Here is a 19,458-nt window from a genome sequence, read left to right on the forward strand (position 1 = left end):
TGATAATGGTGGCTTTAGCCCGGGTGTTCACCTCTTCCCATTCCGAACAGAGTCGTTAAGCCCCGGAGCGCCTATGGTACTGCCTTCACCGGTGGGAGAGTCGGTCGCCGCCAACCTTATCAAGCCTGCTGCCCCGCAGCGTCCAGTGCCTTACGGCCCGGGATGCGCGGGGCAGTTCGCGTTTATAGCCCTGCCAGTCCTGCCGTAGCAGTGATGCTGGGTTTTTGCCATTAGGCTATTCCTATAGGTTGATTTACAAGACTGGCTCACCTATTATATAGTAGGTGAGCCAGTCCTTTGTTAAGGCAACTGGTGGTATGCGCAATTAACCCATGAAGTGGGATTTACTGCCGCCATTTTGTAGTTACCTTCACGGAATTACTGTTTTCTCTGCATGGTATTTACGTATCCGTGGTTTCTGTGGGGTTTATTGGCTGTTGCTATTCCCATTGCCATTCATCTCTTTGAATTGCGTCGGCCGCAGCGGGTGCTGTTTTCCAACGTTGAGTTCATTCGGGAGGTGAAGCTGGTAACGGCTCGGCAGCGCAAACTAAAGCACTTGCTGGTGCTGGCGGCCCGGATTGGGTTGGTGGTATTTCTGGTGTTGCTTTTCGCGCAACCGTTCATTCCGGCTCCCGAGCAAGTTGCTACGGGGAATGTGGTGCAGGTGGTGCTCGACGATTCGCCTAGTATGCGGCAATTGGGCGACAACGACCAGCCGGTGTTGGAACAGGCCATCGACCAGGCTGCCGACCTGCCGCTGGCTTTTCCGGCTTCGGCCCGCTTTAACCTCGCACCGGGCGGGCCCGACTTGCTTGGCGTAGCGGCTTTCCGAAGCGCCGTGGAGCAAGTGCAGGTAAGCGGGCAGACCGGGGAGTTAGGTAAGGCACTGGGGCAGCGTCAGCAGGGCCGGGCGGCTGGTGCAGGTCCGTTGTTTATCTTCTCCGATTTCCAGAAGAACGACTTCTCGGCCCGCAGCCTGCAGGCGCTTGATTCCAGTCAACAGGTATTTCTGGTGCCGGCTGCGGCGAAGCCTTCTGCCAACGTATTCGTCGACAGTGTATGGCTCGATGATGGTTTCGTTCGTAGTGGCGTTGACCTTACGCTGCGTATTCGGTTGAAGAATGGTGGCCAGCTACCTGCCGACAATTCGCCGGCTAAGCTCTTTGTGGGTGCGCGCCAGGCAGCGGCCTTCCAGGTTACCGTGCCGGCTCAGCAAACTATTACCACCCAGGTGCGGATGCGGCTGGACGGGGCGCAGGTGCAGCCGTGCCGGGTGGTAGTCGATGATTTTCCGGTGGACTTTGACAATACGTACTACTTTACGCTGCAGCCCGCTGCGCAAATTAGAGTGGTAGAGGCGGCGGCGAGCGAGCAGCTCGGCCGGCTGTATGGCAACGAGCCACTGTTCAGCTACCAATTCACCAACTCGCAAACCGCCGACTACCGCAAGCTGGCGGAAGGTAGCCTGCTCTTGCTGCGCGAGGCTCCTGCGCTCTCTGCCGGCCTACGCGAAAACCTGCGGCGGGCGGTGCAGCAGGGCGCCACGCTGGTGGTAGTACCGCCGGCCGCCCCGAGTAGCCGGGAGGCGTATGGGCAGCTATTCCGCGAGTTGGGGCTGGGGCCGGTGCAGTGGCAGCCGGTGGCGTCGGCCGGCCCCGTACTTCAGGAGGTAGCCCTGCCCAGCAACCGCAACCCCTTTTTCCGCGACGTGTTGGCGGGTGTCAATCCGCAGGCGGCTATGCCCAAGGCGGCGCCGGTGTTGCGCTGGGCGCGCACGGGCACCGAGGTGCTGCGCATGCGCGATGGGGAGAGTTATCTGGCTGGTTTTCCGAGTGGAGCGGGCATGGTGTACGTTTTCTCGGCTCCTTTCAGCGCGCCGTATTCGGATTTTGCCCAGCATCCGCTGTTTGTGCCCGTGCTTTACAAGCTAGCCATGCAGAGCTACCGGCAGGAACAGCAGCCAGCCTATCGGCTCAACCAAGCGGTAGTGAATGTGCAGTTGCCTGCCCGGGAAACCGGACCGGAAACGGTGTACCGGCTGGTGCAGGATAGTCTGAGCTTTATTCCGGTGCACCGGCGGCAGGGCAACACGCTACGGCTGGAAGTGCCGCCCGGCTTGCGGCAGCCGGGCTTTTACGAATTGCAGCAGGCCGGCAAACCCGTAGCCACGCTGGCGTTCAACTTCGACAAACGCGAATCGGAGCTGGCCAGCTATTCAGCCGCCGAGTTGCGGGGCCTCATTGGCCCGAACCGGCCTAACGTGCAGGTATACGAAACCAGCGGAAGCCAGACGGCCGCTGCTCAGTATAAGGCCACGCGGGTAGGAACGCCGCTTTGGCAGTATTGCATCTGGGGGGCGCTGGTCTGTCTGCTGTTGGAGGCGCTGTTGCTGCGCTGGCAGCGGCGACCTGCACCTGTGCCGGCTATAACGGCATAAGCCGATAGGTTCCGGTTTTGCTCAGCAGCAAGCAGGGATATGGTAAAGATTGGTTGCGGCGGCGGCTGTATCTTGCAGCTTCATTTTACTTCTGCTTTGCAATCTACTACTGCTTCTGTCCCGAACCCGATACTGCGCACTGCCATGCTGTGCGGGGCCATTACCGGGGCGCTATGCTTTGCCTGGGTGCTGTTTCTGTATTTCAGCGACAACAACCCTTATGGTCCTAAACGGACACTGGCCGACTTTTTCCCGCCTTTGGCTGCCATTGCCAGCCAGGTGATGTTGCGGCGCTATTACCAGCCCGATGGACCAGGGCTCTGGAAAAGTATCGGAGTGGGGCTGCTGACAGCATTTATAGGCGCAGTGGTGTCGGCAACGGCTTTTTACCTGTTTTCGCGGCTTACAGGGCCGGAGTTGATTGAACAGCATCTGGCCGAAGTATACAAGCTGCTGGAAAGCACGAAGGCGCTATATCTGAAAGAGGCCAACGGCTTGCAGCAGTACGAAGCCACGCTACGTAACCTAGCGCGTACGCCGGCTGAATTCGCGCAGGATGAATTTTCAAAGAAGTTGTTTTTCGGGGTGCTTATCAGCATTCCGGGTGGAGTGTTCTTGCGGAAATAATATACCTTCCCGCATTCATTCACTCACTTTCCCATTTTGCTCATGGAAAACACCGCTACTCCTGCTGTAACCCCCGTTTCCGTTGGTATTCGCTACGGTCTGCTGACGGGTATCGTCACCGTTATCTACTCCCTGATCCTGAAGGCAGCCAACCTGGAGCAAATGCCCGTTATGGGCCTTTTGACGTTTGCTATCTTGATTGTAGGAATTGTGTTGGCACATAAATTCTACAAGAAGGCTTCCGGTGGTTTTATGAGCTACGGGCAGGGCCTGGGCATTGCTACTGTTGCCGGTGCCGTTATTGGTGTCCTGAGTGGCATTTTCAACTACATATATGTCAATTTTATCGATACAGAATACGCGCAGCGGGCAGTGGCTGCAGCCCGGGCCAAGATGGAGGCCGATGGTCAACTCAGTGAAGATCAGATCGATCAGGCAATGGAATGGACGTTGAAAATGATGCCCACCGGCCCGTTAAGCATCTTCTGGGCTATTCTGGCAACGGCTTTCTTTGCCTTCCTGCTGGCCCTTGTTATATCCGCCTTCACCAAAAACAAACGTCCTGAGTTTGAGTAAGCGCCTGCCGCAGCACTTTCCGGTGGAACTGTCCATCGTGGTTCCGCTGCTCAACGAAGCCGAGTCCCTACCCGAGCTCACGCGCTGGATTCACCGCGTGCTGGCCCAGCACGGGCTGACCTACGAGGTCATTCTCATTGATGACGGCTCGACCGACGACTCCTGGGAAGTTATTGAGGAGCTGGCCACCACGAACACGCACCTGCGCGGCATCCGCTTCAACCGCAATTACGGCAAGTCGGCGGCTCTGAACGTGGGTTTCAAGGAGACGACCGGCCGGGTGGTGTGCACCATGGACGCCGACCTGCAGGACTCGCCCGAGGAACTGCCCGAACTCTACCGCATGATTACCCAGGACGGCCTCGATCTGGTGAGCGGCTGGAAGAAAAAACGTTTCGACCCGCTTAGCAAAACCATCCCGACCAAGCTGTTCAACGGCGTCACGCGCTGGATTTCGGGCATCAGCCTGCACGATTTCAACTGCGGGCTGAAAGCTTACGACAGCCGGGTGGTGAAAAGCATTGAGGTGTACGGCGAAATGCACCGCTACATCCCTGTTATTGCCAAATGGGCCGGTTTCCGGCGCATTGGCGAGAAGGTGGTGCAGCACCAGGAGCGCAAATACGGCACCACCAAGTTTGGGCTGGAGCGGTTCGTGTACGGCTTTCTCGATTTGATGAGCATCACGTTCGTGAGCCGGTTCCGGCGGCGGCCGATGCACTTCTTCGGGGCCATGGGTTCGGTTTCCTTCCTGCTCGGGATGCTGATTACGCTCTGGCTGGTAGTGGATAAAATCTGGTATTCGTGGCACAATGTAGCCACCCGCGCCGTCACCGACCAGCCCCTGTTCTTCCTGGCCCTGGTGGCCGTGATTGTGGGCGTACAGTTGTTTCTGGCCGGTTTCCTGGCCGAAATGGTGCAGCTCAACGGCGACAACCGCAACGACTATCTGGTAAAGGAGCGGCTGAATCTGAAGTAATTCCGCCTGTCATCCTGAGCGGAGCGAAGGACTTATACAGAAGCTAACATCAAACATTAGCTTCTGTATAGGTCCTTCGCTGCGCTCAGGATGACAACGGCCCTACATCACCCTAACAACATGCGCGTCGTCATCATCGGGCCGGCCTACCCGCTGCGGGGCGGGCTGGCGACTTACAACGAGCGGCTGGCCCTGGCTTTTCAGGAGGCCGGCGACGAGGTGCGGCTCGTCACGTTTTCGCTCCAGTATCCTGATTTTCTGTTTCCGGGCCAGACGCAGTTCAGTACCGGCCCCGCGCCCGAGGGCTTGCCTATTGAAGTCAGCCTGAACTCGGTGAACCCGCTGTCGTGGTGGAAAGTGGGACAGCAGCTGCGCCGCGAGAAGCCTGATTTGGTGATTTTCCGGTTCTGGCTGCCGTTTATGGGGCCGGCGCTGGGTACCGTGGCCCGCCTCGTCGCCCGCAACGGCCACACCCGCGTAGTCGCCATCACCGACAACGTAATTCCGCACGAGGCCCGCCCCGGCGACCGGCCGCTGACACGCTACTTCCTGAGCGCCTGCCACGGCTTCGTGACGATGAGCCGGGCTGTGCTGGCCGATTTGCGCCGCCTCGGCTTCCGCCAGCCCGCCCGCTACCGCCCGCACCCGCTCTACGACAACTTTGGCCCCACCAAGCCCAAAGCCGCCGCCCTGGCCGCCCTGGGCCTCGACCCGGCGTTTGGCTACCTGCTGTTCTTCGGCTTCATCCGCGCCTACAAGGGCCTCGATATTCTGCTTGAAGCCTTTGCCGACGAGCGCCTGGCCACGCTGCCCGTGAAACTCATCATCGCCGGCGAATACTACGAGGACGCCGCGGCCTACGAAGCCCTCATCCGGCAGCATAACCTGGAAAGCCGCCTCATCCGGGCCACCGACTTCATCCCCAACGAGCAGGTGGCCGACTACTTCTGCGCCGCCGACCTGGTGGTACAGCCCTACAAAAACGCCACCCAAAGCGGCGTTTCCCAGATTGCCTACCACTTCGGCCGCCCCATGCTGGTGACGGATGTGGGCGGCCTGGCCGAACTGATTCCGGCCGGGGAAGTCGGCTACGTGGTGCCGCCGAGCCCCCAGGCCATTGCCGACGCGCTGGTGGATTTCTATGCGCAGCAGCGGGAGGCGGAGTTTATGGCTGGAGTGGCAGCGAAGCGGCAGGAGTTTTCCTGGGAGGTGATGGTGGCGGCGCTGAAGGAGGTAGCGGGCTGAGCGCCTGTCATTGCGAGGAGGCACGACGAAGCAATTTGGGCGGGCAACGCGCCCAGCCCAATGGAGCGAAAGGCCCTTGCGCCTGTCATTGCGAGCGAAGCGAAGCAATCCGGGCAGGTAATGCGCTAAGCCCAATGCAGCGAAAAGCCTTGGCCCTGGGCTTTTTATAAGCCTGGTGTTCAGTATATTTTCAAGCATGAAAACGTACTACGTTTACCTGCTAACGAATAAAAACCGGACGGTGCTTTACATTGGAGTAACCAATGACCTACAGCGCCGGGTGGGGGAGCATAAAGCAGGAAGGCATCCAGGCTTTACCAAGAAGTATAATCTGCATTACCTCGTCTACTTCGAGTCGTACCCGGACATAAACGCGGCTATTGCCCGCGAAAAGCAACTTAAGGCAGGCTCCCGGCAAAAGAAAGAGGCTTTAATCAATGCCGAAAACCCGGAATGGCTGGACTTGGCTACTGAGTTTTGAGAAATGTGGGGCGCCGGCAAAGCCTCTGATACTGTTGGGCGCTGCATTGGGCTGGGCGCGTTGCCCGCACGGATTGCTTGTCGTGCCTCCTCGCAATGACAATAGGGGGCTTAGCGCTGCATTGGGCTTAGCGCACCGCCCGCACGGATTGCTTCGCTTCGCTCGCAATGACAGGCGCAAGCAAGAGCTTTTCGCTGCATTGGGCTTAGCGCATTGCTCGTACGGATTGCTTCGCTCCGCTCGCAATGACACTATGCCGGCACGCTTGCCCGTACGGCCTCGAACACCTTTTCCGCCGGCAAATCTTCCATGCAACTCGTCCCCAGCCGGCAAGTACCGCGGTAGAAGCAGACGCACTGCCGGTCGGGCTGCACGATTTGGCCGCGGCCGTAGAGGTCGAATTCGTGGGGGTTGAAGATGTTGTTCATCAGAATCGTGGGCTTGCGCAGGGCGATACTGATGTGCATGGCCATCGTTACCTGCGTCACGATACCGTCTAGTTGGTGCATCAGGTTGATGAACTGGGGCAGGGGGAAGGTGCCCAGGTAGGCGGCGCCGGTGGCGGCGTGCAGGGCGCGGTTGCGGGCGTCTTCGGCCTCGCCGCCGAGCAGCACGGGCGCGTAGCCGGCGGTTTGCAGCTTTTCGATGAGTGCAATCCATTTTTCGTCGCTCCACAGGCGCGTCGTCCACCGGTCGCCGCAGCCGGTGTTCAGGCCGATGCGGGGGCCGGCGCCGGGGGGCGGCAGCTGGCGCCAGTCGTAGCCCTGGTCCTGGTGGGTGTCGAACACGTACTCTTCGCCCCGGAAATCGAAGCCGCACAGCTCGAAAATTTCCTGCACGTAGGGCTTGGTGTTGGCCAGGCTCAGCTGGTCGAACACGCCGGTGAGGTACTTGTGGCTGGCCTGCTCGTTCACCGGCCACGCCACGCCATCGGCGGGGCGCAGGGCGTAGCCGAATTTGCGGGCGGCCTTGGTGGAGTTGAGCAGCGCGCAGGCCTCTTTCTCTTTATCGAGGTTGATGGCCACGTCGAACTCGCGCCCCTGCAGCTGCAGCGCGCTGGCAAAATCGAACTTCAGGATTTCCTCAATCTCTCCCTGCGGCAAGATCGCGGGCGTGAGCGTGAGCCAGGTGATATAGCAGCCCGGATACTCCTGCCGCAGCCGCCGCAGCAGCGGCGTCGTCCGAATCACGTCGCCGATGGCCCCGAGCTTGATGAGCAGGATGCGGCGCGTGACGGGGGCGTAAACCGGACAGTCCGAGCACATATAGCCATGCTCCTTGTTGGGACGGCAGGGAATATCGCCCCGAAAATGGCGGCAGTCGGGGTGCACGGTGATGCCGTTGAGTTGGGACATTACGGTCTGGTAATCTTGGATTCTTTGCTGGTTAAAATAGTGCGCTCCTCAACGTCTTCTCAGCGAGCTTTCGCAGGAAAAACTGCGCCATAAGCTCGGCCTGCTACATGCCCACGTAATTCTGCGGCGTGATGGCGCGCAACTCTTGCTTAACCGATTCACTTACATCGAGGACGTCCACGAATTCGCGGATGGTGGCTTGGGAGATGGCCTCGCCGGTGCGGGTGAGGGCTTTGAGGGCGTTGTAGGGGTCGGGGTAGGCTTCGCGGCGCAGTATCGTTTGCAGGGCCTCGGCCACCACGGCCCAATTGGCTTCCAGGTCGCGGTGCAGGGCGGCTTCGTCGAGGGCCAGCTTGCCGAGGCCGCGCTGCAGGGCCGTCAGGGCGATGAGCGTGTGGCCCAGCGGCACACCCAAGTTGCGCAGCACCGTCGAGTCGGTGAGGTCGCGCTGGAGCCGGCTGATGGGGAGCTTGGCCGCCAGGTGCTCCAGCACGGCGTTGGCCAGGCCCAGGTTGCCCTCGGCATTCTCGAAGTCGATGGGGTTGACCTTGTGCGGCATGGCCGAGGAGCCCACCTCGCCGGCCTTCACCGTCTGGCGGAAATAGCCCAGCGAAATGTACTGCCACACGTCGCGGGCCAGGTCGGTGAGGATGGTATTGAGGCGCTTGAGGCCGTCGCAGAGGGCCGCCAGGTGGTCGTAGTGCTCGATTTGCGTGGTGGGGTGGCTGCGCTTGAGGCCCAGCCGGCCCTCCACAAACTGCTGGGCAAACTGATGCCAGTCGAGGCCGGGGTAGGCCACATGGTGGGCGTTGAAGTTGCCGGTGGCCCCGCCGAACTTGGCCCCGAACGGCACCTGCCCCAGCAGTTCCACCTGGGCATCGAGCCGGGCCACGAACACCTCGATTTCCTTGCCCAGGCGGGTAGGAGAGGCCGGCTGGCCGTGGGTGCGGGCCAGCATCGGCACGGCGGCCCACTCCTGGGCGCGGGTGGCCAGCTGGTTGCGCACGGCGGCGTAGGCCGGCAGCAGCGTGTGCAGCAGCGCGTGTTGCAGGCTCAGCGGAATGGCGGTGTTGTTGATGTCCTGCGAAGTCAGCCCGAAGTGAATGAACTCCACGAACTCGCCCAGCCCGAGGGCCGCAAACCGGTCGCGCAGGAAGTACTCGGCGGCCTTTACATCGTGGTTGGTTACGCGCTCGTGGGCTTTCACGGCCTCGGCGTCGGCGGCCGAGAATTTGGTGTACAGCGCCCGCAACGACCCGAATGTGGCCTTGTCGACGCCCTGCAGCTGGGGCAGCGGCAGCTCGCAGAGGGCAATAAAGTACTCCACTTCCACCAGCACCCGGTACTTGATCAGGGCCAGCTCGGAAAAGTAGGCTGCCAGCGGGGCAGTTTGGCGGTGGTAGCGGCCATCGAGGGGCGAAACGGCGGTCAGGGGCGTGAGGGCAGCGGCGGCGGACATAAGCAGGAGCGTGGAAGGAGAAAGGAGTTTGCCGGCAAATATACTGTCATCCTGAGCGGCGCGAAGGACCTAAACTCATGAAAACAATTCATCCTGCCGTAAACGGATCCTTCGCGCCGCTCAGGATGACAGAGCGTCATTCACCAAACCACCAAACCAGCGCCCCGGGGCGCTGGCCTTTTTGTTTACCTTTGCGGCTCAAGCTATTCGTGGGGCCGCGGCGGGTTTGGCCCAGTTCTGGCTAACCCGCCGCCAGCCTTGCGTATTCTCCCCGATTCGTGCACATCACTCCCGCAATCAAGAAAAAAATCGGCATCGGCCTGGGCATCTTCGTGGTGCTGCTGCTGGCCGGCCTGGGCCTGTTTCTGACCAAGCGCCAGCAGCTGCTGGAGGCGGCTCTGGTGAAAGTGAAAGCCAAAGTTGAGCGCAAATTTCCGGTGACGCTCACGCTGGGCCCGGCCCGCTTCACCGACCTGAACACTGTGGAGCTGCGCGGCATCAGCGTGGTGCCCGTGGCTCCGCTGCCCTCCGATACGCTGCTGCGCGCCCGCACCGTGCGCGCCTCCCTCAGCGTACGGAGCCTGTTTGCCGGCCGGCCCGTGTTCAGCAACCTCGAAATTGATACCGTCCGCCTCACGGCCCGCCAGCGTGCCGACGGCCGCGACAACTACTCGTTTCTTTACAAGAAAAAGAAGGGCGAGCCCGCCGTGGCCCGCGACACCACCCAGGGCACCAACTACGGCCTGCTGGCCAACCAGCTGCTCGAAGCCGCCTTCGACAACGTGCCCGGCGAGGCCGATTTCCGCCAGTTCCTGATTACCTACGACGGCCCCCGGCACCGCGCCCGCCTCACAATACCGCGCCTGGCTATTGAAGACGGCGAAATTTCGGGCGAGATGACGGCCCTGATCGACTCGGTGGAAAACCGCGTGGGCGTCGTCGGCCACATCGACGCTGGCAACTACGAGGTGGACGCCCAGGTATTCGGCCTCGATAAGCGGCCGGTGGTGATGCCCTACGTGCAGCGCCGCTACGGCGCCCGCGTGCAGTTCGACACCGTGCGCGTGAGCCTGTCGGACAAAACCTTCCGGCGCGACGAGCTGGTGCTGACCGGCACGGCGTCGGCGGTCAACTTCATCGTCAACCACCCCCGGCTTTCCGACCAGGATGTACGGTTCCCGCGCGGGGGCATCGATTTCGTGACCCGGCTGGGGCAGTCTTCGTTTGCGCTGGAAAAGGGCACCCGGGTGCTGCTCAACCGCATGGAGTTTTTTCCGCAGCTGAGCGTGCGCCGCCGGCCGGTGCCCGAGCGGGTGGTGGGCAAGAACATCAACGGCCTCACCAGCCGCGGCCAGCTCATGGCCGGCGTGGTGGTCAAGCTCGACGTGCAATCGGCCGAAACCAAAGCCAACGACTTCTTCGAGGCCCTGCCCGAGGGCATGTTTGAAACCCTGGAGGGCACCCGCGCCGAGGGCACGCTGCAGTACAAGCTGCACGCCGCCCTCGACATGAATAAGCTCGACAGCTTGGAGTTCGACTCGGGTTTGCGGGCCACCCGGTTCCGCATCACCAGGTTTGGCCGCGAAGACCTCAACAAGCTCAACGAGCCCTTCCGCTACACGGCCTACAACGACCAGGGCGACTCGGTAAAGACGTTCACGGTCGGCCCCGCTAACCCCGAATTCACGCCCTACAACCAGGTTTCCGACTACCTGAAGTACGCCATCATGACGGCCGAGGACCCGCGCTTCATGACCCACCGGGGCTTCATGGAGAAGGCCTTCGTGAAATCGGCTATCCAGAACATCAAGGAGCGGCGCTTTGCCCGCGGCGGCAGCACGCTCTCGATGCAGCTGGTGAAAAACGTGTTCCTGACCCGCAAGAAAACTATCGTCCGCAAGGTCGAGGAGGCGCTGATTGTCTGGATTATCGAAAACACCCGGCTGGCCAGCAAGCAGCGTATGCTGGAAGTTTACCTCAATATCATCGAGTGGGGCCCGAAAATCTACGGCGTGCACGAGGCGGCCGAGTTCTACTTTGACAAGGCGCCGGCCAACCTGAATCTGTCGGAAAGCCTGTACCTGGCCAGCATTATCCCGAGTCCGAAGCGGTTCCGGGGCGGCTTCAACCAGTACGGCGAACTGCGCGGCTCGGCCCGCTACTTCCGCCGCCTGATTGCCCAGCTGATGGCCCGCAAGGGCTACATTTCGGAGGGCGAGGCCGAAAGTGTGGGGGGCGTGAGCTTCAGCGGGCGCGGCCTGCGGGCCATGAACTTCAGCGCCCGCCCCGACACCACCCTGCGGGTTCTGGCCCCCGATTCGACCCGCTTCGACGAGCCCATCGACCTGCTCGACCTGCTGGGCACCGGCGTCCCGCCCGGCCTGGAAACCCCCAACCCGTGAAGGTGAGATGGTGAAATAGTGAAATGGTGAGTTGATGTTCGGGAGCCCTGTCATCCTTTATCTGGCGCCCTTAACCTGTCATCCTGAGCGCAGCGAAGGACCTATCCAGAAGCTACTGTTAGATGTTAGCCTCTGTATAGGTCCTTCGCTGTGCTCAGGATGACAGGTTGAAAGGTGGCAGGTGGGATTCTTTACTCGCTCTTGTCTGCCGGGGCGCTTTCCTCCGCTGCCGGCTTCGGAAACAATAGCGACAAAAGCACCGAGAGCAGCAGAATGACCCCCACCGTGCCCAGCGACCAGCCCATCGAGACGTGGATTCCGAAGCCTTCGGCCAGCAGCTTGCCGCCGATGAACACCAGGATGAGGGCCAGGCCGTAGTGCAGGTAGTGGAACAGGCGCATGAGGCCTTCAAGCGCGAAATACAGCGCCCGCAAACCCAGCAGCGCAAACACGTTGCTGGTGTAGACGATGAACGTGTCGCGCGAGACGGCCAGGATGGCGGGGATGGAGTCGGCGGCGAAGATAACGTCGGTGGTTTCCACCATCACCAGCACCACGAGCAGGGGCGTGGCGAACAGCACGCCGTCTTTGCGCACGAAAAACTTGCCCTCGTGCAGCTTGCTGGTGATGGGCAGGTGGCGGCTCAGAAACTTAACGACCGGGTTACTGTCGGGGTCGATTTCGGGCTCGCCGCCGCTGGTGGCCATCTTGATGCCGGTGTACACGAGGAAGGCCCCGAGCACGTACATCAGGAAGTGGAACTTGGCCAGCAGCGCCGCGCCCACCAGAATAAACACCGCCCGCAGCACCAGGGCCCCAATAATGCCCCAGAACAGGATTTTGTGCTGATACTGCGCCGGCACCTTGAAGTAGGTGAAGATCAGCAGGAACACGAACAGGTTATCGACGCTCAACGACTTTTCGATGAGGTAGCCCGTAAGGAATTCCAGCGCCGCCGCCTTGCCCAGCCACTGGTACACCAGGTAGTTGAAGCCCAGCGAAAGCGCAATCCAGAAGGCGCTCCAGCTCAGCGCTTCGCGCATACCCACCACGTGGTCGCGGCGGTTGAAAACCAGCAGGTCGAGCAACAGCAGGGCCAGCACAACTACGTTGAAGCCAACCCAGAACAGCGGGGATATTTCCATTAGTGGCAAGATACGCGGCCGCCGCCAAACACGGCGGTTGGTGGCGCGGGCTGCCGGGCCGCTTAGCGCGTTTCGGCGTCGGCGGGGCCGGCCGCGGCTGCCGTCAGCGGGCCGCCGTTGAGGCGGGGCGCATCGGCCGGCGCCGGGGCGCGGTCGAAGCGGCGGAACCAGCTGCTCATCTTCATCTGCACCACCCCAAAGAAGGCTTCCTTGAAGATGCCTTTGCTCATTTTGGAGGTGCCCCGGGTGCGGTCGGTGAAGATGATGGGCACTTCCTTGAGGCGAAACCCGAACTTGTAGGCCAGCCACTTCATCTCAATCTGGAAGGCGTAGCCCACGAACCGGATTCGCTCGCGGGTAAGTACGCGCAGCACCGGGGCCGTGTAGCACTTGAAGCCGGCCGTGGCGTCCATGATGGGCATGCGGGTAACGAGGCGCACGTAGGCCGAGGCGAAGTACGACATCAGCACCCGGCTCATGGGCCAGTTCACCACGTTTACGCCCTCGATGTAGCGCGAGCCGATGGCCAGGTCGTAGCCCTGCCGGGCGCAGGCGTCGTAGAGGCGCATGAGGTCCTCGGGGTTGTGCGAGAAGTCGGCGTCCATCTCGAACACGTACTCGTAGCCGCGGGCCAGGGCCCAGCCGAAGCCGTGCAGATAGGCCGTGCCCAGGCCCAGCTTGCCGGCGCGCTCCTCCAGAAACAGCCGCCCCGGAAACTCGGCCATCAACCCGCGCACAATAGCCGCCGTGCCGTCGGGCGAGCCATCGTCGATGATGAGCACGTCGAACGGCTGGGGCAGCGAGAACACCTTGCGGATAATTAATTCCGCGTTTTCCCGCTCGTTGTAGGTCGGTATCAGAACGAGGCCGTCAGTCATTGCCGTAAAGGTAAAATTTTGCGCGGAGTGCGGGGCTGACGGAAAAGCCGGCCGGCTACCAAGGCAACCGGCCGCAAACTGCCTGAAAGATGCAGCCGGCCCGGTTGAGGTTGCGTACCGGAGGCTGGATAACCGCGGGGCGGCTTCCGGGTTCGAGAAAAAGAGAAAAAACCGGCTAGGCCGAGCAGCCCGGCTACCGGGCCGCGGCCAGCGTGGCGGCCAACTGCCGAGCGTGGCGCACGCAGTCGGGCACGCCCACGCCGGCCCGCCAGTTGGCCGTGGCGTGCAGGCCCAGCGTCTGCAGGTGGTCGGCGGCGGCGTGGGCGGGCAGAATGCGCGCATCAAACTGCGGAATGGCACGGGGCCAGAAGTGGCGGTGCTGCCAGACCGGCGCGGCATCGGCTTTCAGCCCGTAGAAGCGGCTGAGCTCGGCGTGCACCGCCGCCTGCTGCTGGTCGGCCGGCTCCAGCGCCTGGGGCTCGTACTGGGTACCGCCTACAAAGGTGGTGAACAGCACCTGCCCGGCCGGCGCGCGGCCCGAAAACAGCGAGCTGGTCCAGATGCTGCCGGCGGCGTAGGGCTGCTCGGCCTTGGGGTGCAACGCCCCGAACCCATTGAGCGGGTGGCCCACGTCAGTGCGCTGGTAGGCGGTGTAAACGGCCGTCATGGGCGGGTAGTACACGGCGGCTAGCGCGGCGGCCTCGGCCGGAAACTGCTCGGTTAGCAGCTTGGCGGCGGCGTGGGTGGGCAGCGCCAGCACCACGTGCTGGTACAGCCGCGGGGCGGGGCCGGCGGTGGTGTCCAGCTCCCAGCGGCCGTCATCGTCGTGGCGGTGCAGGCGGGTGGCGGCCTGCCCGAAGTGGGCCCGGCGCAGCTTGGCGGCCAGCGTGTTGGGCAGCGTCTGCAGGCCTCCGGCCAGCGACACGATGCGGCGGCGGCCGGCGCTGCTCTTGGTTTTCATCAGCCCGCGCAGTACCGAGCCGTGGCGCTGCTCCAGGGCCGCCAGCTGCGGAAACGTTTTATGCAGCAGCAGCTGCGCAGGGTCGCCGGCGTAGATGCCCGAAATAAATGGGTTGAGCGCATATTCCACCACTTCGGACCCGAAACGGCGCGTGAAAAACCCGCCCAGCGTTTCAAGCTCGTTCACGGGCTCGGGCTTGCGGAACAGCTCCCGCACAATGTTGTAGCGGCCTTTCAGACTGAAAAACTTGCTGGTGAGCAGACCGGGCGGCGTGCCGGGCAGCGGCTGGTAGGCGCCGGCCCGCAGCACGTAGCGGTTCTGGCTCACGGCGGCGGCATCCTCGACTTTATCGGTCAGCCCCAGCTCCTGGAACAGGACCGCCAGCTCATCGGAAAGCTGCAGCGAGTTGGGCCCTACTTCCAGCAGATAACCGCCGTGCTGCTCCGAGCAGATGGTGCCGCCCGGCCGCGGGCTGGCCTCGAACAGGTCGTAATCAATGCCCGCCCGTTGCAGCCCCCAGGCCAGCGTGAGCCCCGAAATACCCCCGCCGATAATTGCAATAGCCATTTTCTTAACGCGTGAAATGTGCAGAATGTAGTGCAAAGGTACAGTCATCCTGAGCGCAGCGAAGGACCTTATCAGGCCTGAACAACTGCAATGACTCATTCAAACAGGGTAAGGTCCTTCGCTCCGCTCAGGATGACTGTACCTTTGCCCCCACATCAGCGCATCAGTACATCAAAATCAGCACAGCAACAGCATGAACAAAGCCGTTTTCCTCGACCGTGATGGCGTATTGAACCGGGAAGTGGGCACGTACGTGTGGGAGCCGGCAAAATTCGAGGTGCTGCCGGGCGTGCCCGAAAGCTTGGCGCGTCTCAAGGTGGCGGGCTACTTCCTTATTGTGGTAACCAACCAGGCTGGCATTGCCAAGGGCCTCTACACGGCCGCCGATGTGCAGGCCTGCCACGCCAAGCTGCAGCAGGCCGTGGGCGGCATTTTGGATGCGCTCTACTTCGCGCCCGGCCACCCCAGCGTGTCGGAAAGCCTGCGCCGCAAGCCCGATTCGCTGATGCTGGAGCAGGCGCTGAGCCGTTTCAACCTTGATGCAAGCCAGTGTTGGCTGGTAGGCGACCGGCTCCGCGACATGGCCGCCGCCGAAAAAGCGGGTGTGCGCGGCCTGCTCGTGGGCCCCGACGAGCCCGTAGGCTTCCTGACCCGCGCCACCGACCTGCCCGCCGCCACCGACTTTATTCTGGCCGCCGATGGTGCGGCTAAAAGTTGATGACGCCCCCGCCAACTGTACCCAAAGGCGAGCCGACAGTCGAACCGGCTTGCGCCAGGAGTTTTACTGCTGCGCGGTTGCCGAAGCGGCGCTGGCCATTACCGGCGTATCGGTGGCTGCGGTAGCCGGCATGGGCTGGTGCTGCGCAGGTTTGACCGAGGTGTAAGCCGGGCACGAGGAACGGCAGGAAACGGTGCCGAGCGAGAGAAGTAGTCCGAAAACGAAAAGCTTTTTCATGGTATAATACCAGATTGGGTAATGCGGGTCCGTGTTTATCAGAACCCCGTTGTGCCCCAAACGATTCAATCGGCGCCAGATTGTTTAACCCAGGAAAAATAACAGCAACTTTCCTGAATGCAAAAAGCGCCTTCCCGTGGGAGAAGGCGCTTCCGGATAAAATACTGGCGGTGCTTACTGCCGCTCGATGGCAGTAGCCGGGGCCTGGGCCATTACGGGCGACGAAATACGGCTGGCGTCTTTCGTGGCGCTGTAGGCGGGGCATTGCATTTTTTTGTTGCAGGAGCTCAGGCCAAGACCAGCTACGCAAGCGAAGAGTAGGAGTTTTTTCATGCGTGAAAATTGAAATGCGGGCCAGGCCCAAAAAGATATATCGGGCCTAAAGATAAGCGGTTGAACAACCGCTTGCAACTGGTGGGCCCGCACTTCGCCCAACAGCCTGATATAGACGCTAAAAACTGCGGGAACCTCGGTAAGAGATTCCCGCAGTTTTGGGCTTATCCAAGATTAGAAAGCTGCGGTGCGCTACACTTGGTAGCCCAGAATCCGCAGCATCGACTCGCCGGTCTGCTCTTCGGCAAATACGCGGTCAGTGAGGTTACCGGCTTCGTCGCGGTCGAGAATCACCATTTTGGGGGCCGGAATCAGGCAGTGCTTTACGCCGCCGTAGCCCGAAAGGCTTTCCTGGTAGGCGCCGGTGTGGAAGAAGCCCACGTAGAGCGGCGCGGCGTCGGTGGCGGGCTTGCGCTCGGGCAGAAACACCTGGTAGATGTGCTTTTCGGCGTTGTAGTAATCCTGCGAGTCGCAGGTGAGGCCGCCGAGCTGGATTTTCTTGTATTTTTTGTCCCAGCCATTGAGCGCCAGCATGATGAAGCGCTGGTTCAGGGCCCAGGTGTCGGGTAGGTTGGTAATGAACGAGCCGTCGATCATGTACCACAACTCCTTGTCGTTCTGGAGCTTCTCATCCAGAATGCTGTAAATCGTGGCGCCCGATTCGCCCACCGTGAAAATGCCGAACTCGGTGAACACGTCGGGCTCGGGCACGCCCTCGTCGTCGCAGATGCGCTTGATGGTCCGCAGCACCTCCTCAATCATGTAGGGGTAGTCGTACTCCTTCTGGATGGAGGTCTGGATGGGCAGGCCGCCGCCGATGTCGATGGTGGTGAGGGTGGGGCACACCTTGCGCAGCTCGCAGTACTGGTGCACGAACCGGCTCAGCTCCGACCAGTAGTAGGACGTATCCTTGATGCCGGTGTTGATGAAGTAGTGCAGCATCTTCAGCTCGAAGCGCGGGTCGTCCTTGATTTTGCTTTCGTAGAGCGGCAGCGCGTCGGCGTAGCGGATGCCCAGGCGCGAGGTGTAGAACTGGAAGCGCGGCTCCTCATCGGAAGCCAGCCGCATGCCCAGGCAGCATGATTCGCGCACGTTTTCGTGGTAGTAATCCACCTCGTTGGGCGAGTCGAGAATGGGCATGCAGTTGCCGAAGCCGTCGTTGATGAGGCGGGTAATTTCGCGCTTGTACTCCTCGGTTTTGAAGCCGTTGCAAATGATATAGGTGTCCTTGGTCACCCGGCCCTTGGCGTACATGGCCCGGATGATATTGGTATCAAACCAAGACGAGGTTTCGATGTGGACGTTGTTTTTAAGGGCCTCTTCCACCACGAAGCTGAAGTGTGAGGCCTTGGTGCAGTAGGCGTACGAGTACTTGCCGCGGTAGCCGGTCTGCTCGATTCCGCGGGCAAACCACGCCTGCGCCCGCTTGATCTGGGAGCTGATTTTGGGCAGGTAGGAGATGCGCAGCGGGGTGCCGTGCTTTTTCACCAGCGCCATCAAGTCAATGCCTTCGAAACGCAGCTCGTTGTTTTCCACCTTGAATTCGTCGGTCGGAAAGTCGAACGTCTGCGAAATCAGGTCGTGGTAGGTGTCCATGTAAGGCATTGGCGGTTTTTTAGTGCGTAGGGCCCAAAGCGCAGCGCTTAGGCGAGGAACGGATGAAAGCAGAACAGCAGGGGCGAAGCAGCGGGCAGCGCGCCAGGAAAGAAAAACTTCTTCCCCAACAACGAAGCACCGTCAACTAAGCCGTAAATTGCTGCTGCAAAGATACCCCCTCGCGGGGGTTTTGGTTGTGCTCTGTTCGTTGGTGGCGCCGGAAAATCCGCGCGCGTCAAGCCTGAGAGGATATCCCACCCGCTCAATCGGCAAGCATTAGGTCAGTATTGAGTAGTTGGTATTGAGTAGTGAGATGACTTGCTGACGAGCCAAATAGGTTGGTCGAATATCATCTTAATACTCAATACCAACTACTCAATACTACACTAACCACCCTAACCCTTTTTCTGCCAATGTAATATGCGACGTATCAAGCTGCTGGAAGTCCGCTCCGAACTGGGGGCCGGAACCCGGGGGGCCAGTATGGGCATCGATGCCCTGAAGGTGGCCTGCCTCAACAAGGGCTCCGATTACTTCCGCCGGTTCAACTCGGTAAAGGTGCCCGACCTGAACCACGTGCTGTTCGAGAAAAACCTCTTTCCCTTCGCCCGCCACCTCGACTCCATTTATATGGTGCAGAAGGGCATTGCCAGCACCGTGGAGCAGACGCTGCGGCTGGGCGAGTTTCCGCTGGTGCTGGCCGGCGACCACAGCAACGCCTCGGCCACCATTGCCGGCATCAAGGCCGCCTACCCCCACAAAACGCTCGGCGTCGTCTGGGTTGATGCCCACGCCGACATCCACTCGCCCTACACCACGCCCAGCGGCAACGTGCACGGCATGCCGCTGGCCCTGAGCCTGAACGACGACAACCTTGAGTGCCAGCGCAACCAGCCCGCGCCCGAAACCGAGTTTTTCTGGCAGCGCCTGCGCGATTTGGGCGAGCCCGGCCCCAAAGTAGCCCCCGAGCACCTCGTGTACGTGGTGGTGCGCGACACTGAGGCCGAGGAAAACGCCATCATCAAGCGCCTGGGCATCAAAAACTATCAGCTGGAGGAAGTGCGCGACAAAGGCACCCGCCAGGTGGCCCGCGAAATCTACGAGCGGCTGCGTTTCTGCGACATGGTATACGTGTCGTTTGACGTGGATTCGCTGGATTCGCGCTTCAGCAAGGGCACCGGCACGCCCGTCGAGGATGGGCTGAACGTGGAGCAGGCCATCAGCCTGTGCCGCGCGCTGCTGGAAAACGACCGGGTGGTGTGCTTCGAGATGGTGGAAATCAACCCCACCCTCGACCGGGAAAACACCATGGCCAACAACGCCTTCGACATTCTGGAAGCCTCCACCGACGCCATCCAGAACCGCCTGCGCATGGAGGAAGTAGTGAGCCGGTAACGGTGAAATGGTGAGGTGGTGAAATGGTGAGTTGAACGTTTCGGGGGCCTGATTGCGCGGTTGC

Annotated in this window: 16 protein-coding genes and 1 rRNA gene; 10 read left to right on the forward strand and 7 right to left on the reverse strand. The window is 61.2% G+C overall.

What is annotated here, in order from left to right; translation table 11 throughout:
* Positions 1 to 4: 4 nt before the first annotated feature.
* From rrf to H145_RS0108940, 7 genes are all read left to right on the forward strand, one after another.
* Positions 5 to 116: ribosomal RNA gene (gene rrf, locus H145_RS0108910) — 5S ribosomal RNA — on the forward strand.
* A 278-nt stretch (positions 117 to 394) separates the two neighbouring features.
* Complete coding sequence (locus H145_RS0108915) at positions 395 to 2,440, forward strand: BatA domain-containing protein (protein ID WP_071595157.1); 2,046 nt, start codon at positions 395 to 397, stop codon at positions 2,438 to 2,440.
* 39 nt (positions 2,441 to 2,479) lie between these two features.
* A complete protein-coding gene (locus H145_RS0108920; RefSeq protein ID WP_083937734.1) occupies positions 2,480 to 3,067 on the forward strand; it encodes a DUF4199 domain-containing protein in 588 nt (195 codons plus the stop codon).
* Positions 3,068 to 3,109: 42 nt separating this feature from the next.
* Positions 3,110 to 3,643 (forward strand): DUF4199 domain-containing protein, encoded by a 534-nt coding sequence (locus tag H145_RS20625; protein ID WP_019947800.1) that lies wholly within the window; start codon positions 3,110 to 3,112, stop codon positions 3,641 to 3,643.
* Complete coding sequence (locus H145_RS0108930; protein WP_019947801.1) at positions 3,636 to 4,622, forward strand: glycosyltransferase family 2 protein; 987 nt, start codon at positions 3,636 to 3,638, stop codon at positions 4,620 to 4,622. Before H145_RS20625 ends, H145_RS0108930 begins: the two co-directional genes overlap by 8 nt.
* Positions 4,623 to 4,712: 90 nt before the next feature.
* Positions 4,713 to 5,867: a glycosyltransferase gene (locus H145_RS0108935; RefSeq protein WP_240471680.1), complete on the forward strand. Its 1,155-nt coding sequence runs from the start codon at positions 4,713 to 4,715 to the stop codon at positions 5,865 to 5,867.
* A gap of 196 nt (positions 5,868 to 6,063) precedes the next feature.
* Positions 6,064 to 6,348, forward strand: a complete 285-nt coding sequence (locus H145_RS0108940) for a GIY-YIG nuclease family protein (protein WP_019947803.1) — start codon at positions 6,064 to 6,066, stop codon at positions 6,346 to 6,348.
* A 251-nt stretch (positions 6,349 to 6,599) separates the two neighbouring features.
* Here the strand turns inward: H145_RS0108940 and H145_RS0108945 are convergent, their stop codons facing one another.
* Both H145_RS0108945 and purB read right to left on the reverse strand, forming a co-directional pair.
* A complete protein-coding gene (locus H145_RS0108945) occupies positions 6,600 to 7,703 on the reverse strand; it encodes a glycosyltransferase family 9 protein (protein ID WP_019947804.1) in 1,104 nt (367 codons plus the stop codon).
* A 103-nt stretch (positions 7,704 to 7,806) separates the two neighbouring features.
* A complete protein-coding gene (gene purB / locus H145_RS0108950; RefSeq protein WP_019947805.1) occupies positions 7,807 to 9,162 on the reverse strand; it encodes an adenylosuccinate lyase in 1,356 nt (451 codons plus the stop codon).
* Between the two features lie 278 nt (positions 9,163 to 9,440).
* Here purB and H145_RS20630 point away from each other — a divergent pair, with 278 nt between their 5' ends.
* The gene (locus H145_RS20630; RefSeq protein ID WP_019947806.1) at positions 9,441 to 11,564 is read left to right on the forward strand and encodes a biosynthetic peptidoglycan transglycosylase; all 2,124 of its coding nucleotides are present in this window, start codon (positions 9,441 to 9,443) and stop codon (positions 11,562 to 11,564) included.
* Positions 11,565 to 11,755: 191 nt separating this feature from the next.
* Here the strand turns inward: H145_RS20630 and H145_RS0108960 are convergent, their stop codons facing one another.
* The 3 genes from H145_RS0108960 to hemG form a co-directional block, all read right to left on the reverse strand.
* Entirely contained in the window at positions 11,756 to 12,709 is a 954-nt protein-coding gene (locus tag H145_RS0108960) for a TerC family protein (protein ID WP_019947807.1), read from the reverse strand.
* Positions 12,710 to 12,771: 62 nt separating this feature from the next.
* Positions 12,772 to 13,587: a polyprenol monophosphomannose synthase gene (locus H145_RS0108965; protein ID WP_019947808.1), complete on the reverse strand. Its 816-nt coding sequence runs from the start codon at positions 13,585 to 13,587 to the stop codon at positions 12,772 to 12,774.
* 193 nt (positions 13,588 to 13,780) lie between these two features.
* Positions 13,781 to 15,115: a protoporphyrinogen oxidase gene (gene hemG / locus H145_RS0108970; protein WP_026351376.1), complete on the reverse strand. Its 1,335-nt coding sequence runs from the start codon at positions 15,113 to 15,115 to the stop codon at positions 13,781 to 13,783.
* 193 nt (positions 15,116 to 15,308) lie between these two features.
* On the opposite strand from hemG, the gene H145_RS0108975 reads away from it, so the two are divergent.
* Positions 15,309 to 15,833, forward strand: coding sequence for a D-glycero-alpha-D-manno-heptose-1,7-bisphosphate 7-phosphatase (locus tag H145_RS0108975; protein ID WP_019947810.1), 525 nt, complete (start codon positions 15,309 to 15,311; stop codon positions 15,831 to 15,833).
* A 63-nt stretch (positions 15,834 to 15,896) separates the two neighbouring features.
* Here H145_RS0108975 and H145_RS24080 read toward each other — a convergent pair whose 3' ends face one another.
* Both H145_RS24080 and H145_RS0108990 read right to left on the reverse strand, forming a co-directional pair.
* Complete coding sequence (locus H145_RS24080) at positions 15,897 to 16,070, reverse strand: hypothetical protein (RefSeq protein WP_157541398.1); 174 nt, start codon at positions 16,068 to 16,070, stop codon at positions 15,897 to 15,899.
* 525 nt (positions 16,071 to 16,595) lie between these two features.
* Complete coding sequence (locus H145_RS0108990) at positions 16,596 to 17,999, reverse strand: type III PLP-dependent enzyme domain-containing protein (RefSeq protein WP_019947813.1); 1,404 nt, start codon at positions 17,997 to 17,999, stop codon at positions 16,596 to 16,598.
* 420 nt (positions 18,000 to 18,419) lie between these two features.
* On the opposite strand from H145_RS0108990, the gene H145_RS0108995 reads away from it, so the two are divergent.
* Positions 18,420 to 19,394 (forward strand): arginase, encoded by a 975-nt coding sequence (locus H145_RS0108995; RefSeq protein ID WP_019947814.1) that lies wholly within the window; start codon positions 18,420 to 18,422, stop codon positions 19,392 to 19,394.
* Positions 19,395 to 19,458 lie beyond the last annotated feature (64 nt).

Source organism: Hymenobacter aerophilus DSM 13606 (assembly GCF_000382225.1).
Taxonomy (GTDB): domain Bacteria; phylum Bacteroidota; class Bacteroidia; order Cytophagales; family Hymenobacteraceae; genus Hymenobacter; species Hymenobacter aerophilus.